The organism is Mesorhizobium sp. WSM3873 (assembly GCF_001672445.1).
GTDB lineage: Bacteria > Pseudomonadota > Alphaproteobacteria > Rhizobiales > Rhizobiaceae > Mesorhizobium.
The window spans coordinates 29,043-44,994 of record NZ_LYTM01000056.1; the positions used below are offsets into that span (position 1 = coordinate 29,043).

The 15,952-nt window shown below is 64.8% G+C and carries 14 protein-coding genes; 5 read left to right on the forward strand and 9 right to left on the reverse strand.

The window, feature by feature from the left end; genetic code table 11:
• Positions 1-206 precede the first annotated feature (206 nt).
• Entirely contained in the window at positions 207-2,678 is a 2,472-nt protein-coding gene (gene gyrB / locus A9K71_RS27500) for a DNA topoisomerase (ATP-hydrolyzing) subunit B (protein WP_067003372.1), read from the reverse strand.
• A gap of 236 nt (positions 2,679-2,914) precedes the next feature.
• Positions 2,915-3,496 carry an NADPH-dependent FMN reductase gene (locus tag A9K71_RS27505; RefSeq protein WP_067003374.1) on the reverse strand — a complete coding sequence of 194 codons (582 nt, stop codon included), beginning with the start codon at positions 3,494-3,496 and terminating at the stop codon, positions 2,915-2,917.
• Between the two features lie 180 nt (positions 3,497-3,676).
• On the opposite strand from A9K71_RS27505, the gene A9K71_RS27510 reads away from it, so the two are divergent.
• Positions 3,677-5,047 carry a cytochrome P450 gene (locus A9K71_RS27510; RefSeq protein WP_067003375.1) on the forward strand — a complete coding sequence of 457 codons (1,371 nt, stop codon included), beginning with the start codon at positions 3,677-3,679 and terminating at the stop codon, positions 5,045-5,047.
• Between the two features lie 27 nt (positions 5,048-5,074).
• Here the strand turns inward: A9K71_RS27510 and A9K71_RS27515 are convergent, their stop codons facing one another.
• The 7 genes from A9K71_RS27515 to A9K71_RS27545 form a co-directional block, all read right to left on the reverse strand.
• Positions 5,075-6,058 carry a complex I NDUFA9 subunit family protein gene (locus A9K71_RS27515; protein ID WP_067003377.1) on the reverse strand — a complete coding sequence of 328 codons (984 nt, stop codon included), beginning with the start codon at positions 6,056-6,058 and terminating at the stop codon, positions 5,075-5,077.
• Positions 6,059-6,216: 158 nt separating this feature from the next.
• Positions 6,217-6,669, reverse strand: coding sequence for a DoxX family protein (locus tag A9K71_RS27520; RefSeq protein WP_067003379.1), 453 nt, complete (start codon positions 6,667-6,669; stop codon positions 6,217-6,219).
• Between the two features lie 380 nt (positions 6,670-7,049).
• Complete coding sequence (locus A9K71_RS27525; RefSeq protein WP_067003381.1) at positions 7,050-8,051, reverse strand: Ldh family oxidoreductase; 1,002 nt, start codon at positions 8,049-8,051, stop codon at positions 7,050-7,052.
• Positions 8,052-8,176: 125 nt separating this feature from the next.
• Entirely contained in the window at positions 8,177-8,986 is an 810-nt protein-coding gene (locus A9K71_RS27530; RefSeq protein WP_067003383.1) for an ABC transporter permease, read from the reverse strand.
• Complete coding sequence (locus A9K71_RS27535) at positions 8,986-9,651, reverse strand: ABC transporter permease subunit (RefSeq protein WP_067003711.1); 666 nt, start codon at positions 9,649-9,651, stop codon at positions 8,986-8,988. The genes A9K71_RS27530 and A9K71_RS27535 overlap by 1 nt, the downstream gene beginning before the upstream one ends.
• 199 nt (positions 9,652-9,850) lie before the next feature.
• Positions 9,851-10,645 (reverse strand): transporter substrate-binding domain-containing protein, encoded by a 795-nt coding sequence (locus A9K71_RS27540; protein WP_067003384.1) that lies wholly within the window; start codon positions 10,643-10,645, stop codon positions 9,851-9,853.
• A 55-nt stretch (positions 10,646-10,700) separates the two neighbouring features.
• Complete coding sequence (locus tag A9K71_RS27545; protein ID WP_067003385.1) at positions 10,701-11,516, reverse strand: ABC transporter ATP-binding protein; 816 nt, start codon at positions 11,514-11,516, stop codon at positions 10,701-10,703.
• 211 nt (positions 11,517-11,727) lie between these two features.
• On the opposite strand from A9K71_RS27545, the gene A9K71_RS27550 reads away from it, so the two are divergent.
• The 4 genes from A9K71_RS27550 (at position 11,728) to A9K71_RS27565 (ending at position 15,913) form a co-directional block, all read left to right on the forward strand.
• Positions 11,728-12,600, forward strand: coding sequence for a dimethylarginine dimethylaminohydrolase family protein (locus A9K71_RS27550; protein ID WP_067003713.1), 873 nt, complete (start codon positions 11,728-11,730; stop codon positions 12,598-12,600).
• On the forward strand, positions 12,570-13,241 hold the full coding sequence (locus tag A9K71_RS27555; protein ID WP_067003386.1) for a TetR family transcriptional regulator C-terminal domain-containing protein: 672 nt from the start codon (positions 12,570-12,572) through the stop codon (positions 13,239-13,241). Before A9K71_RS27550 ends, A9K71_RS27555 begins: the two co-directional genes overlap by 31 nt.
• A gap of 200 nt (positions 13,242-13,441) precedes the next feature.
• Positions 13,442-15,022, forward strand: a complete 1,581-nt coding sequence (locus A9K71_RS27560; RefSeq protein ID WP_067003387.1) for a 5-guanidino-2-oxopentanoate decarboxylase — start codon at positions 13,442-13,444, stop codon at positions 15,020-15,022.
• A 183-nt stretch (positions 15,023-15,205) separates the two neighbouring features.
• On the forward strand, positions 15,206-15,913 hold the full coding sequence (locus tag A9K71_RS27565; protein WP_067003394.1) for an SDR family NAD(P)-dependent oxidoreductase: 708 nt from the start codon (positions 15,206-15,208) through the stop codon (positions 15,911-15,913).
• Positions 15,914-15,952: the final 39 nt, after the last annotated feature.

Sequence of the window (15,952 nt, forward strand, 5' to 3'; positions counted from 1 at the left end):
GCGGGCAAAAAGCATAATGAGAATGATGATCGGAATCGGAACCCCGAGCAACCAGAGCAAGATACCGCGGCCCATCGAAACCTCCTGAAACAAGTTGTGATCGATCTGTCACAATGTTTCAGGAGACCTTCTGTTCCGGTCGGATCACCCCATCCGCCACGGACGGCGGACCGACGGCAGGCTGAGAGGGCCGATTGGCACGGTCCTCAAATATCCAGATTGGCCACCGACAGCGCATTGTCCTGGATGAACTCGCGCCGCGGCTCCACCTCGTCGCCCATCAGCCGTGAGAACAAGCTGTCGGCGTCGGTCGCGTCGGCCACCTTGACCTGAAGCAGCGAGCGCACATTCGGATCCAGCGTGGTTTCCCAGAGCTGTTCGGCGTTCATCTCGCCAAGGCCCTTGTAGCGCTGCATGGTCAGTCCCTTGCGGCCCGCCGCGAACACCGCGTTGAGCAGCGCCAGCGGTCCGGAAAGGAGCTCGGAAGTCTCCTTGCGGCGCAGCGTCGGCTGCTCGCCATAGACTTCCGCCAGACGCGCTGCATAGCGGTCCAGCTGGCGCGCATCGGCCGAATTGATCAGCCCGGCATCGAGCTGGACCGCGTCCTTGACGCCGCGCACGGTGCGTTCGAAGACATAGCCGCCCGACCCGTCATTGGAGGTCGACAGCCGTCCGCTCCAGCCGCGCTCGGTCTCCTCGGCGATCATGTCGAGCCGCCTGGCGACGTGTTCGGCCATGGCGGTGGCGCGGCCGAGATCGGCGAGCACGTCGGCGTTGAGCGCGCCGGCGATCGCCGCCTGCTCGACGACACTGCGGTTGTAGCGCGTGTGCAGCCCGTTGATCAGGTGCCGCACCGCCAACGCGTCGTCGACCGCGCTGCGCAGGTCCTGTCCGGTCCGCACCTCGCCGGAGGCGAGCGTCAGTGAAGCCTCTTCCAGCCCGGACTCGATCAGATATTCCTCATAGGCGCTTTCGTCCTTGAGATATTGCGAGCTCTTGCCTCGCGTCACTTTGTAGAGCGGCGGCTGGGCGATGTAGAGATGGCCGCGCTCGATCAGCTCCGGCATCTGCCGGAAGAAGAAGGTGAGCAGCAGCGTGCGGATATGGGCGCCGTCGACGTCGGCGTCCGTCATCAGGATGATCTTGTGGTAGCGCAGCTTGTCGGCGTTGAACTCGTCCTTGCCGATCGAGGTGCCGAGCGCCGTGATCAGCGTGCCGATCATGTCGGAGCTGAGCATGCGGTCGAAGCGCGCCCGCTCGACATTCAGGATCTTGCCCCGCAGCGGCAGGATCGCCTGGTTCTGGCGCGAGCGCCCGCCCTTGGCCGAGCCGCCGGCCGAGTCGCCCTCGACGATGAAGATTTCCGATTTCGCGGGATCGCGCTCTTGGCAGTCGGCAAGCTTGCCGGGCAGCGAGGTGACGCCGAGCGTGCTCTTGCGGGTTATATCGCGCGCCTTGCGCGCGGCTTCGCGCGCGGCGGCCGCCTGGATCACCTTCTCCACCACCACCTTGCCTTCGGTTGGATGCTCTTCCAGCCAGGTGCCCAGCGCCTCGTTGACCAGGCTTTCCACCACCGGCCGGACTTCCGAGGAGACCAGCTTGTCCTTGGTCTGCGAGGAGAATTTCGGATCCGGAACCTTGACCGACAGAACGGCCGTCAGGCCTTCGCGGCAGTCGTCGCCGGTGAGCGAAACTTTTTCCTTCTTGGTCTGGCCGGAGGACTCGCCATAGCCGGTGATCTGCCTGGTCAGCGCGGCGCGGAATCCGGCCAGATGCGTGCCGCCGTCGCGCTGCGGGATGTTGTTGGTGAAGGCCAGAACGTTCTCGTGGTAGCTGTCGTTCCACCACATCGCCACCTCGACGGTGATGCCGTCGCGCTCGGCGCGAATGGCGATCGGCTTCTCGATCAGCGGCTTCTTCACCCGGTCGAGATACTTGACGAATTCCTCTAGGCCGCCGTCATAATGCAATTCGTGGCGCACGAGGTCGGCATGGCGCGCGTCGGTCAGCACGATGCGCACGCCGGAATTGAGGAAGGCGAGCTCGCGCAGCCGGTGCTCGAGCGTGTTGTAGTCGAATTCGACCATGGTGAAGGTTTCGGCCGACGGGAAGAAGGTGATCTCGCTGCCGCTGCGGCCTTCATAGGTCCCCGGTCGCTTGTCCTGCTCGTAGGTGCCGGTCACCTTCAGCGGAGCGTCGGCATTGCCGTGCGTGAAGCTCATCTCGAAGATTTCGCCGTTGCGACGGATCTTGAGCTTGAGCCATGCCGAAAGAGCGTTGACCACCGAGACGCCGACGCCGTGCAGGCCGCCCGAAACCTTGTAGGAGTTCTGGTCGAATTTGCCGCCGGCATGCAGCTGGGTCATGATCACTTCGGCCGCCGAGACGCCCTCGCTGGGATGGATATCGGTCGGAATCCCGCGGCCATTGTCGATGACGGTCACCGAGCCGTCGGGGTTGAGCGTCACCGAGACGAGGTCGGCATGCCCGGCCAGCGCCTCGTCGATGGCGTTGTCCACCACCTCATAGACCATGTGATGCAGGCCCGAGCCGTCGTCGGTGTCGCCGATATACATGCCCGGCCGCTTGCGGACAGCATCCAACCCCTTCAAAACCTTGATGGAATCGGCGCCATACTCGGCTTCCGCGCCAATGGCGCTTTCGGTCTGATCGCTCATAAATACCTGTCTGATTGATGTCGCTGATCCGGCGCGGAAAAATGGTCCCGAATCGCGCCGTTTTGATGTCTTAGATATAGGCGCAAATGGCCGTTTTTCCAAGGTTTGCAGGCGTTTTGCCGGCTTGGCGAGCGGCCTTTCGCAGGCCGGGCTCAATGCACCGGGGGAAAGCGGGCTATGCCGGCGCGAACGCCTCGCCCGAGCGCGGCGTTGCAGCAGTCATATCGGGACGTCTGCTATTCTGCCGTGAGGCCGGCGCGCAGTGCCTTCAGTGCCTCGCTCCAGCGGAACAACTCGTCCAGCATGGTCTTTGCACCGCCCAGAACCTGCTCGCTCGGATGATACGCGCCCTCCTTGTCGAGCAAGGTCCTGTAGGAAGGCAGCGCCACGCCTTCCGGAATCGGCATGACGCCGACGGCGGTCAGCAGCGGCTTCAGCGCCTGTGCCGCGCGCAGGCCGCCGGACACCCCGCCATAGCTGAAGATGGCGGCGGGCTTGTAGCGCCACTCCTTGAGCAGATAGTCGACGGCGTTAACAATCGCCGGAGCGGCGAAGTAATTGTATTCCGGCGCCACGAAGACGAAGGCGTCGGCGGCGTCGATCGCCGTCGACCAGGCCTTGGTGTGGTCGTTCTCGTATTTGCGCAGGCGCGGATGATGCGGCTCGTCGAGCAGCGGCAGCTTGAAGGCGGCAATGTCGGCGAGCGCCGGCTCGAACTTGCCGTGCTCGCGCGCGAACCCCTCCAGCCACTCGGCGAAGATCGGTCCGGCGCGTCCCGGTCGCGTGCTGCCGATGATGATGCTCAACTGGTGCTTCACGGGTGGCTCCTCGATTGACGGTATCCGTTGGCGACTAAAGGAACCGGTCACCGTCAACAAGCAGCCATCGAAGGGCGCCGTTCACATTCAGGCGAGGCGGTCTCTCCATGGGCTTTCCGTTCGGTCACATGGACGCCCGCTTTGCCGCGCATTACATTTGCCGTCGTAGCGGAGCATCCGATGGACACAAAGCCCGCCCCCTTCGTGCCGCCTGCGCCGAAGCCGCGCACCCAGCCGCCCTCGACGCTGGAGATGATGCGCATCGTCTACCGCAACCCGCTCGAGCTGTGGGGCGAGCATACCTACAACGAGCCCTGGATCTCGGTGACCGGTATCGGCGGGCCGCTGGTCATCGCCAACGATCCCGGCCTCATCCGCCACGTGCTGGTCGACAACGCCAGGAACTACAAGATGGCGACGGTGCGCCAGCTGATCCTGCGCCCGATCCTGCGAGACGGCTTGCTCACCGCCGAGGGCGAGGTGTGGAAGCGCTCGCGCAAGGCGATGGCGCCGGTGTTCACGCCGCGCCACATCTTCGGTTTCGCCGAGCCGATGCTGAAGCGCACGCTGGAATTCGCCACCCGCTACGAGGCCGGCGGTACGACCGACGTCGCCCGCGACATGACGATGCTCACCTATGACATCCTGGCCGAGACGCTGTTTTCCGGCGAGATCGCCGGCGAGCCCGGCAGCTTCGCCAAGGAGATCGACCGCCTGTTCGAGACCATGGGCCGGGTCGATCCGCTCGACCTGTTGCGCGCCCCGGAATGGCTGCCGCGGCTGACCCGCATCCGCGGCCGCAAGACCATGGCCTATTTCCGCAACATCGTTGCCAACACGGTGAAAATGCGCGAGCAGCGGCTGAAGCGCGATCCCGACGGCGTGCCGCAGGATTTCCTGACGCTACTCCTGAAAGCCGAGGGGCCGGACGGCCTGACCCGCGCCGAAGTCGAGGACAACATCATCACCTTCATCGGCGCCGGGCACGAGACCACGGCGCGCGCGCTCGGCTGGACGATCTACTGTCTCGCCGAAGCGCCTTGGGAGCGCGACAAGGTCGAGCAGGAGATCGATGCGGTGCTGGCGCGCGAGCCCGATCCGACAAGGTGGCTGGACGCCATGCCGCTCACCCGCGCCGCCTTCGAGGAAGCGCTGAGGCTTTATCCGCCAGCGCCCTCGATCAATCGCGAGCCGATCGAGCCGGAGACCTGGAACGGCCTCTATATCCCGAGATACGCCGCCGTGCTGGTGATGCCCTGGGTGGTGCATCGCCATCGCAAGCTATGGGACAGGCCGGACGCCTTCATGCCGGAGCGCTTCCATCCGGAGAACCGCGAACGGATCGACCGCTTCCAGTATCTGCCTTTCGGCGCCGGGCCGCGCGTCTGCATCGGCGCCAGCTTCGCCATGCAGGAGGCGATCATTGCTTTGGCCATCCTGTTGTCGCGCTTCCGTTTCGACGTAACGTCACAAACTCGGCCATGGCCGGTGCAGAAGCTGACCACGCAGCCGCAGGGCGGCCTGCCGATGCAGATTTCCCGCCGCGCCTGATTGGAACGGGTCCCGATCGGGAACAGTCTACCGGTCGGCGATCGGCCGGCGCTGCTGGAACTGGCCGGCGGCGCGGAAGCGCCAGAGATAGCTCGGCAGGATCGCTGCGATCGCCTGCGGCTGGATGCCGAGGCCATTGATCGTTCTGTTCGCCTTGGCGGCGGCTTCGGAGACGACGTTGTGCTCGCGCAGCTGGAGCACCTGGTCCTTGGTCAGCAGCGGATTGGGCAACAGCTGCAGGATCGAGGCTTGGATATTGGCCACCCACCACGGCACCGGCACCAGGAGGCGTCTGCGATCGATAACGGCGAGCAGCTCCTGCATGCATTCCTTGAAGGTCAACACCTGCGGGCCGCCGAGCTCATAGGTCTGGCCACGCTCGACCTTGCCGTCGACCGAGCCTGCCACCGCCTCGGCGACGTCGCCGACATAGATCGGCTGGAATTTCGTCTCCCCGCCGCCGATCAGCGGCAGCACGGGCGAGAAGCGCGCCATGTTGGCGAAGCGGTTGAAGAAGGCGTCCTCGGGTCCGAAATTGATCGAGGGCCGCAAGACGACGGCGTCGGGCACCGTCTCGAACACCGCTTTCTCGCCGAGAGCCTTGGTGCGCGCATATCCCGACGGCGAGTTGAGGTCGGCGCCGAGCGCCGATATATGGGTGAGGCCGGCGCCGACCGATCGCGCGGCCTCGGCGACGGCGCGCGCGCCGAACTCGTGCACGGAGCCGAATTTCTGCCGGCCGCTCTCATGCAGTATGGCGACGAGGTTGACGACGTGGTCGGCGCCCTGCACGGCGCGGTCGACCGACCAGCGCACGCGCACATTGGCCTGCACCGGCTGGATCTGGCCGACATTGCCGAGCGGCTGCACATGGCCGGCAAGGTCGGGTCGCCGGCAGGCGACCCGGATGCGATAGCCGCGCTTGGCGAGCGCGCGAACGACATGACGGCCGACGAATCCCGAGCCGCCGAACACGACGACGAGCTTGGGGGTCTGCAGGATTTCTGTCATGGCTGGCTCCGCGCGCAAAAGCTTGGCTGAGCCGCTTCTTAATCCGTTTCGCGTCAAAGGCAAAGAGCGACCGGAGGTCGCCGCCGCCTTGTTTTTGAGCAATTCCAGGAAAGTGTGGAGCGGTTTTCCTTGCCGAATTGCGTCAGGCTAAAAGCCGCTCAGAACGCCTTGCCGATACGCTTGTCGACCGAATGCCGGTTTCCGCCGCGGATGACGAAGAAGGCGAGGATTGCCGCCCAAAGCAGCGATTTTTCTGCGCCCGAAAAGCCCTGGCCCATGGTGACCCAGTGGAACCATACCGTGACCAGAAGCACGATCAGGCCGGCGAAAGCGGCCGGGCGGGTGACGAGGCCGATGGCAATCAAAATGCCGCCGAAGAATTCGGTGCAGGCGAGCAGCGGCGACCAGAAGACGCCAGGATAGAAGCCCAGACCTTCGACCATTTCCGTGGCGCCAAACGGATTGACGATCTTCTGCGAGCCATGAATGGCGAGGAAGGCCCCGGCGACGGCGCGCAGCAGCGTTTCGGCCGCATTGTTCAGCGTCGCATAGACTCCGCCTAGGGCCGGAACGATAAGCCTTGTTCTGGACGTGTCGGTGCTGGCGAACATGCGGTCTCCTTTTTGCTGATTTGACGGACGCAAAGGCGTCCACTCCGTCAAATAGGATAAACCTGACGAACTTTCGCATGTTTTATTGCCGCAGTGAGAAACAGAAAACCCCGCCGAGGCGGGGTTTTCCGGGCAGTGAGCGCACCGAAACAGGGTCCAACGAGGCGGCCTGACCTGAGACGGTATCAAGGCGGCGTGAAGCAAGCACGCCCGCCCCGGCCCTGGACGCCCGGCGCGACGGCCGCCAATCGCAAGCCGCGACCCAAGCCACCCTTTTGCGGCTTGCGATGTGGGGTGCCGCTGATGGGTCGCTGCCGGGCTAAGAAAGGTTCAAAGCGGCGCGAAGCAAATGCGCGCCTTGTTGCCGGGCGATGCCTCGATCAGGCCGAGTAGCGTTCGGCGAATTCGGAAATGCGCTGCACGACCGCCTTCGGGATATCGACACCGCGCGCCGTCGCCTTTTCAGCGGCCTCTGCCCGGGCACGGCCGGGGATGTGCACGCCGTAGCGCCGCCGCAGCCGGTCGAGCTGGTCCTTCATGCGCTGCTCAAAATCCGGATCGACCAATTTGGGCTCGATAGCGAGCACGAAGAGCCCGGTTCCGGGGCTGTCCGGCCCGCCGGAGAACCAGGGTGCGTCGAGCGACCAGTTGGCGCCGGAAATCCCCGCCGCCAGCACCTCGACCATAAGCGCGATGTTGGCGCCGCGCTGGCCGCCGAAGGCGAGCATCGCGCCCTTCATCGCCGCCGCCGGATCGGTGGTCGGGTTGCCGCTGGCATCGAGTGCCCAGCCCTCGGGGATCTTCCTGCCGTCTTCCGCCGCCTTGCGGATGTTGACGAAGGCGGTGGCGCTCGACGATTGGTCGATCACCAACGGCGGCCCTTCCGCGGCAGGCGCGGCAAAGGACATCGGGTTGGTGCAGTAGACCGGCTTGACCGAGCCCGAGCCTGCAAGCACCGCCGGCCCGTTGGTGGCGGCGAACGAGACCAGCCCCTGCGCTGCCAGCCGTCCGGTGAAATAGCCGAGCGCGCCGCAGGTATAGGCGTTCCTTTGCGAGAAGATGGCGACGCCGAACAGCCTCGCCGCCTTGACGAGGTCATCGATAGTGCGGTCGAAGCCGGTATGGGCAAGCCCGCCGCGCGCGTCGGAGAGGTAGACGGCCAGCGCCGGCCGGGTGACGACCGGATCGGCATCGCCGTCGATGCGGCCGTCCTCGATGGCCTCCAGATAGTCGATGAAATGCGACAGGCCGACCGCCGACAGGCCTTCTGCTTGCGCGGCGATGATCGAGGCAACCAGCGACTGCGTCGCCTCCTCGTTGGCGCCGGCGCCGAGCGCCGCCATGCGGCAGAGCCCTGTTGCCTGGTCGAGAGTGAGTTGCATCGGAGCCGTCCTGAGGGAGTAAGGGAATAAGGGAGTAGGGGGAAATTGTGGAGCAAATAGCGAATGGGGATGGAAATGTGAATGCGGATCGTGGCTGAACACTCCCTTCTTCCCCTACTCCCCTACTAACCGATCTTGACCGGAATCCGGGCCTCGATGCGGCTGAAGATGAGAACCAGGATGCCAGTGATGGTCATGTAGATCAGCGCCAGCAGCAGCAAGGGCTCGTAGGTGAGATAAGTGTCCTGCCGCACCTTGGACGAGACGGCGAAGATATCGATGACGCTGATCGTCGCCACCAGCGGCGTCGACTTGAGCTGCAGCACGGTTTCGCCGGTCAGTGTCGGAAGCGCGCGGAAGAAGGCCTGCGGCAGCCAGATGCGGCGGAAGATCTTGAAGCGGCTCATGCCGAAGGCGCGCGCGGCTTCCAGCTGCCCTTTCGGCACGCCGGCGAAGGCGCCGCGCATCACCTCGCCTTCATAGCCGGCAAATGACAAGGTCAACGCCAATACGCCGTAGGGCCAGGCTTGCCTGAGATAGGGCCACATCCAGGACTCGCGGATCCATGGATATTGCGGAAAAAGCGATCCAAGCCCGTAGTAGAGCAGCCACAGTTGCAGCAGCAGCGGCGTACCGCGGATGATGGTGCAGAAGATCTTGGCCGGTGCGGCGAGCCAGAACGGCCCACCGGCCTGCGCCAGCCCAAGCGGTACGGCCAGTATAAAGCCCAGCGCGCAGGTCACGACGAGGATCCACAGCGACCGCCAGATGCCGAGCAGCCCCATCTGCCAATATTGCGGCAGCCAGTCCCAGCGCATGAAGAAGGCCGCGCAGAGGACCAATCCCAGCGCGATTAAGATCAGCACGATGCGGTGCGGCTTCAGCCAGAGCGAGGCACGCGCCGCCATATTGATCGCGGTCGCTTCGGCCGACATCAGCGCGCCTCCTTGACGGAAGGCATGCCGCGCCGCGACCAGGCCTCGACGCGGCCGATGATCACGTTGGAAAACAGCGTCAGCGCCAGATAAAGCGCGCCGGCAGCAAGATAGAAGACCAGATAGGCCTTGGTGACGCCGGCCGCCTGACGCGTCGCGAGCGTCAGTTCGAAGAAGCCGACGACGGCAAGCAACGCGGTGTCCTTGGTGGCGATCAGCCAGAGATTGGCAAGGCCGGGAATGGCGAAAGGCAGCATTGCCGGCAATGTTATGCGCCTCAACATCAGGCCGGGCGGCATGCCATAGGCGCGGGCGGCCTCGATCTGGCCTTGTGGGATGGACAGGATGGCGCCGCGGATGACTTCCGTCGAATAGGCGCCCTGCACGACGCCAAGGACAAAGATGCCGGCGGCCAGCCCGCTGATGTCGACGCGCTGGTAACCCGTCGCGGTCAGCAGCTGATTGATGAGATCGGTGCCGGCGTAATAGAGCAGCAGGATCAGCACCAGTTCCGGCACGGCGCGCACCACCGTGGTGTAGACGGCGAGCAGATCGCGCGTCACCGGTCCGCCGTAAAGCTTGCCCCAGGCGCCGCCGGTGCCGATCAAAAGGCCAAGGCAGGTGGCGCCGATGGCGATCTCGATCGAATGCAGCAATCCGACCAGCAGGGTGCCGCCCCAGCCGGGCGGCACGGGCGACAGGAGTTCGATGATGCCGGCCGCCGAGGCCGGAAGAAAGGCATTGATCAGCTTCGCCCCCGAATTGCTGGCAGCCGCCGACCGCAGCGTTCAGCGGCGGGCTTGCGTGGCAAGGTTTGGGCCAAGGGGCATGGCGCTGGCCATGCCCCAATATCAAATGGAGGCGTCAGTTCGACTGCGTGGCGCCGCCATAGATGTCGAAGTCAAAGTATTTCTTGGAGATCTCATCGTACTTGCCGTTGGCGCGGATCGCCTTGATGCCGGCGTTGATCTTTTCCTTGAGCGCGGTGTCTTCCTTGCGCACGCCGGCGCCGACGCCCGGTCCCAGCACCTCGTCGTCCGGCGCGACCATACCCTTAAGATCGCAGCAGGCCTTGCCCTGGTCCGTCTTGAGGAATTCGCCGAGCGCGATGGAGTCGGCCTGCACCGCATCGAGGCGCCCGGCGGCGAGATCGTTGTTGGCCTCGTCCTGCGTCTGGTATTCCTTGATCTCCTGCGCGCCGGTGAAGTGCTTCTTGGCGTAGACGGCATGCACGGTCGACACCTGAACGCCGATCACCTTGCCTTTAAGATCGTCCGGCGTGGCGCCGAACTTCTGATCCTTCGGCCCGATGATTGCTGTCGGCGTGTTGTAATACTTATCCGAGAAGTCGATCGTCTTCTTGCGCTCTTCGGTGATCGACATCGAGGAGACGATGAGGTCGATCTTCTTGGTGGTGAGCGCCGGAATGATGCCGTCCCAGGCAACAGGCGTGATGACGCAGTCGAGCTTCTCCTCGGCGCAGACGGCGTCGATGAAATCGATCTCCCAGCCGACCCACTTGCCCGTCGCGTCCGGCGAGGTGAATGGCGGATAGGGCTCGGCGGCGACGCCGATCTTGACCTGATCGGCCTTGGCCACGCCCATCGCGGCGACGCCGAACAGCAGCGCCGCGGCGAAGGTCTTGAGAACAGTCTTCATTTCAGGACTCCCAGTTTGTTGTCGTTCCCGGTTTTCGCTCCGCTTGACGCCGGCCCTAGCCGACATTGCGGAGGAATTGCTTGAGCCTTTCGGATTTCGGCGCGCCGAACAGCTGTTCCGGCGGGCCTTCTTCCTCGACCAGCCCGTTGTAGAGGTAGACGACATGGGTCGCGACCTCGCGGGCGAATTTCATTTCATGCGTCACCAGCACCATGGTGCGCCCCTCGCGCGCCAGGTCGCCGATCACCTTCAGCACCTCGCCGACCAGCTCCGGATCGAGCGCGGAGGTCGGCTCGTCGAACAGCATGACGCGCGGATTGATCGCCAGCGCCCTGGCGATCGCGGCGCGCTGCTGCTGACCGCCCGACAGGAACGCCGGGTAGACATCGCGCTTCTCCGCCAGCCCGACCCGGGCGAGCAGCTTCTCGGCCTGGGCGATCGCCTCGTCGCGCTTGACGCCGAGCACGTGCACCGGAACCTCGATGACGTTCTCGATCAGCGTCATGTGGCTCCACAGGTTGAAGTTCTGGAACACCATGCCGAGTCTCGAGCGGATGCGCTCGATCTGCTTGCGGTCGGCAGGCACCGTATGGCCGTGGCTGTCGGCCTTCAGCTTGATCTCCTCGCCATTGACGCGGATGATGCCGCTGGTCGGGTTTTCCAGGCAGTTGATGCAGCGCAGCAGCGTCGACTTGCCGGAGCCCGAGCCGCCGATGATGGCGATCACCTCGCCGTCGCGCGCCGACAGCGAAACGCCCTTCAGCACATGCAACTGGCCGAACTTCTTGTGCAGGTTCTCGACATGGATGGCTTCGGCGGCGCCGCTCTGCGCTTGGCCGGCTGGGACGGCGGCGGCTTCCACCGCGCTCACCGGGTAACCTCTATAGGGGCGACGGCAGTTCGTCGAACGTCCATCCGGCTCATCAACATACGCTGTACCGTCCCGCTCCTCACTTCAGCATGGACCCGGCAGCGCGAGCCCGTCAATCCCGTTCATTACGGCACTTGCGACCTTGTTGCGCAAGTGTATAAATAGCCTTTCATGAAATTTTTTCGGTTTTTTTCATCTTAAAAGGGCATTGATGAGCGCTTTCGGATCACAATCCATGGCGGCGCCGCTGCGGCGCGTGCTCATGCGATCGGCGGCGAACGCGATGCGCGACGCCGACAGAGCTCAATGGCACTATGGCCCCGGGTTCAACCCGGCGAAGGCAGCGTCGCAGCACGCGGCCCTTGCTGAACTGGTAGCGGCTTCCGGCGCCGAAATCGAATGGATCGAGGACAAGGCCGACGGCCTTTCGGATTCGGTGTTCACGCACGACCCATCGCTGATGACCGAGCACGGTGCGCTGATCCTGTCCATGGGCAAGCCATTGCGCGCCAGGGAGCCCTCCCTGCATGAGGAAACCTATAGAGGGCTGGGTATTCCGATCCTCGGCCGCGTCGAGGCTCCTGGCCAGGTCGAAGGCGGTGATTGCGTATGGGTGGATGCCCGCACGCTGGCGATCGGGCGCGGGGTCCGCTCCAACCAGGAAGGCATCCAGCAGGTTTCGAACCTGCTGACGCCGCTGGGAATTTCCGTCTACGGTTTTGATCTGCCGCTGTGGCAGGGGGAAGAGGCGTGCCTGCATCTGATGTCGGTGATCAGCCCGCTGGCCGACGATCTCGCGCTGGTCTATTCGCCGCTGTTGCCGGCTCCGTTCTATCAGATGCTGAAGGCGCGCGGCATCAGGCTGGTCGAAGGCGACGCCGGAGAATTCGCCGCTTCCAACGGCCTCAGCCTGAACGTGCTGCCGACCAGCCCGCACAACGTCATTGCCGTTGCGGGCTTTCCCAATACCAAAGCCGCGATGGAGGCCGCCGGCTGCACGGTTGAGATTTTCGAGGCGGATGCGCTCTGTATTGCCTGTGAAGGCGGGCCGACATGCCTGACGCGGCCGATCCTGCGCCGATGACGGCGCGCCGCAAGTTCCGTCGCGAGGGCGAGGAGCGGCGGCGGCAGGATCTGATCGAAGCGACTCTGGACTGCGTGGCGGAATATGGCCTGCAGGGCGCCACTTTGCGCACCATCGCATTGCGTGCCGGCGTCACCGCCGGCCTGATCCGGCACTATTTCCCCGGCAAGGAAGAATTGCTGCAGGGGGCCTATACGGCGCTGGTCGGCCGCATGACCGAGCAGGCGAAAGCGGCATTGGTCATGGAAGACGCGTCGCCTCGCCAACGCCTTGCAGCTTTCGTCACCGCCAATCTCAGCGCGCCGATCATCGACCAGCGGGTGTTTTCGCTCTGGGCGACCTTCATCGGCCGTGCCGGCGCGGATCCGACGCTCGCCCGCGCTCACCGCGAAGGCTATCTTGGCTTTCGCAACGAGGTGGAAGCTGTCGTCGCCGAGGTGCTCGCCGCCGAACAGCGCGAACCGGACGCAAGTCAGCTGCGCCGTCATGCCATCGCCATCAATGCGATCATCGACGGACTTTGGATCGAAGGCTGCCTGGCCGGTGAGATGTTCTCGCCCGGCGAGTTGGCGGCGATTGGCATCAAGGCTGTCGAGGCCGAACTCGGCCTCGCGCCGCTGAAGCATGATCCCGAAAAGTAGGACCCGGTTTTCGGAGAAAGATCATGCTCAACAAAGGTTAGATCGGGATGGCAATTCAACGAAACGCCATCACGGTCAGAGCAATTCCAGGAAAAGGTGAGAAGCGGTTTCCCGTCCGGGATTGCGTAACAAACTAAAGAGATAGAGCGGAGGATCACTGTTTCCGTTAAACGGTGATCCGCTCCAAAGGGAGAAAACCAATGACCACGCTCGGCGAAGCGCTCATCACCTTGCTCGAGGCGCATGGCGTCGACACCGTCTTCGGCATTCCGGGCGTCCATACGGTCGAGCTTTATCGCGGCCTGGCGCGTTCGAAGATCCGCCACATCACGCCGCGCCACGAGCAGGGCGCCGGCTTCATGGCCGACGGCTACGCCCGCGCCGGCGGCCGGCCGGGCGTGGCTTTCGTCATCACCGGACCCGGCCTCACCAACACCATCACCGCGATGGGCCAGGCGCGCGCCGATTCGGTGCCGATGCTGGTGATCTCCGGTGTCAATGCCACCGATACGCTCGGCAAGGGTTTGGGCTTCCTGCACGAACTGCCGGACCAGCGCGGCATGATGGAGAAGGTGGCGTTGTCTTCCGAGCGTGTCACCGAGGCCGAGGAACTGCCGGGTGCGCTCGCCCGCGCCTTCGCCGTCTTCTCCTCGTCGCGGCCGGGTCCGGTTCACATCGAGATCCCGACAAACGTCATGGTGAAGCCCGCCGAGGGGCTCGCGCCGGTGCTCGGCAACGCCGCGCCGCCCGCTCCGGACGCGGCGGCTGTTGCCGAGGCTGCGAGGTTGATCAAGGCGGCTCGCCGTCCGCTGATTCTTGCCGGTGGCGGTGCCAAGAAAGCCGACGCGGCGCTGACACGCTTCGCCGAAGCGCTCGGCGCGCCGGTGGTCGAGACCGCCAATGCGCGCGGCCTGCTGCATCGGCACCCGCTCTTGGTGCCGGCAAGCCCCAGCCTCAAGGCGGTGCGCGCGCTGATGGCGGATGCCGATCTGGTGATCGCCGCCGGCACCGAATTCGGCCCCACCGACTATGACGGCTACGGCGATGGCGGCTTCGTGCTGCCGCCGAGCCTCATCCGCATCGATATCGGCGCCGACCAGCTCGCGCGCCGTCCGGTGACGGTTGGCATCCACGCCGATTGTGCCGAGGCGCTTTCTGCCCTGCTGGCTGCACTCGGCGCCGCTCATGTCGCCGCGAAAGACGGCGAAGCCCGCGCTGCCGCAGGGCGAGAGGCCGCGCTGGCGGAGCTGCGGCCGGACTACCTGGCGCAGCTGCGCGCGGTGGAGACGATCCGTGACGCGCTGCCCGGCGCCATCATCGTCGGCGACTCGACGCAACCGATCTACGCCGCCAATCTCTATTACGACCACGACCGTCCGGGCGGCTGGTTCAATGCCGCGACCGGTTTCGGCGCGCTGGGCTACGGTCCGCCGGCGGCGATCGGTGCCGCCCTTGCCGTGCCCGAAGCGCCGGTCGTGTGCCTCACCGGCGACGGCGGCTTCCAGTTCACCTTGCCGGAGCTCGGCGCGGCGCTCGACGCCGAGGCGCCGGTGATCTTCGTCGTCTGGAACAATCGCGGCTATCGCGAGATCGAGACCTCGATGCTTGATGTCGGCGTCGAGCCGGTCGGCGTGTCGCCGGCGCCGCCGGATTTCTGCAAGCTCGCCGAGGCCTACGGCATCGAAGCCGAGCGGCTGACAGGGGTCGGTGACCTGGCCGGTGCGCTGAAGCGCGCGCGAACTGCCGGCAAGCCGCGGGTTATAGAAATCACCGTCGATTGAAGGTCCTGGCGACCGTCCCATCCGGCCGAGACGCAGCCGCGTCACGTTACGCGGCTGCGTGTCGACGCATGCAAAGACGGGACGCCTGCCATGTCGATATTTCAATTGAGTGACAACGCGAAAGGCGCGACGTTCGAGGCTGGGGCGGCATAACCATAAGAATACGACAGGAGCAGTCGAAATATGACGGAAACGCTTAACGGCAGGCATGTCGTGGTGACGGGCGGCACCGGGGCGCTCGGCGGCGCGGTTGTCGGCAGGTTGCTGGAGCAGGGCGCGATTTGCCACGTGCCCAATGCGCATGCCGCGGCTCCGCCGCATTTTCCCTACGCGGCTCACGCCAGCGTCCATCTGGCGCACAATGTCGACCTGTCGGACTCCGCCAAGGTCGAGGCCTTCTACCATCAGGTTCCGGAGCTTTGGGCTTCGATCCATCTCGCCGGCGGTTTCACCATGGCGCCGGTCGAAAAGATCGAGACGGCATCCTTTGCCGAGATGATGGACACCAATGCCCGGACCACCTTCCTTTGCAGCCGCGCCGCGGTGCGCTCGATGCTGACGTCGGGCACCGCGGGACGCATTGTCAACGTCAGCGCGCGCGCCGGGCTTGATCCCAGGCGCGGCGCCGGAATGGTCGCCTATGCCGCGAGCAAGGCGGCGGTCGCCGCGATGACCCAAGCGATGGCCGAGGAGCTGAAGCACAAGGGCATCCTGGTCAATGCGGTCGCGCCCTCGACGCTCGACACGCCCGCCACCCGCGCCGACATGCCCGACGCCGATTTCACCAAATGGGTCAGCCTCGAGGCCGCCGCCGAGGCGATCGCCTATCTCGCCTCGCCCGCCAATCAGGCGATGAGCGGCACGCTGGTGCCGCTCTACGGGCGAGCCTGACCTCATAGATCAAAGTGCAATGAAAAACCCCGCCGGATC

What these genes read in the sequence shown, in the direction of transcription:
- A9K71_RS27555 (WP_067003386.1), top strand. Translation starts at nt 12,570, where the DNA reads ATGCCTGACGCGGCCGATCCTGCGCCGATGACGGCGCGCCGCAAGTTC.
- gyrB (WP_067003372.1), bottom strand. Translation starts at nt 2,678, where the DNA reads ATGAGCGATCAGACCGAAAGCGCCATTGGCGCGGAAGCCGAGTATGGC.
- A9K71_RS27515 (WP_067003377.1), bottom strand. Translation starts at nt 6,058, where the DNA reads ATGACAGAAATCCTGCAGACCCCCAAGCTCGTCGTCGTGTTCGGCGGC.
- A9K71_RS27565 (WP_067003394.1), top strand. Translation starts at nt 15,206, where the DNA reads ATGACGGAAACGCTTAACGGCAGGCATGTCGTGGTGACGGGCGGCACC.
- A9K71_RS27520 (WP_067003379.1), bottom strand. Translation starts at nt 6,669, where the DNA reads ATGTTCGCCAGCACCGACACGTCCAGAACAAGGCTTATCGTTCCGGCC.
- A9K71_RS27525 (WP_067003381.1), bottom strand. Translation starts at nt 8,051, where the DNA reads ATGCAACTCACTCTCGACCAGGCAACAGGGCTCTGCCGCATGGCGGCG.
- A9K71_RS27540 (WP_067003384.1), bottom strand. Translation starts at nt 10,645, where the DNA reads ATGAAGACTGTTCTCAAGACCTTCGCCGCGGCGCTGCTGTTCGGCGTC.
- A9K71_RS27530 (WP_067003383.1), bottom strand. Translation starts at nt 8,986, where the DNA reads ATGTCGGCCGAAGCGACCGCGATCAATATGGCGGCGCGTGCCTCGCTC.
- A9K71_RS27510 (WP_067003375.1), top strand. Translation starts at nt 3,677, where the DNA reads ATGGACACAAAGCCCGCCCCCTTCGTGCCGCCTGCGCCGAAGCCGCGC.
- A9K71_RS27550 (WP_067003713.1), top strand. Translation starts at nt 11,728, where the DNA reads ATGAGCGCTTTCGGATCACAATCCATGGCGGCGCCGCTGCGGCGCGTG.
- A9K71_RS27560 (WP_067003387.1), top strand. Translation starts at nt 13,442, where the DNA reads ATGACCACGCTCGGCGAAGCGCTCATCACCTTGCTCGAGGCGCATGGC.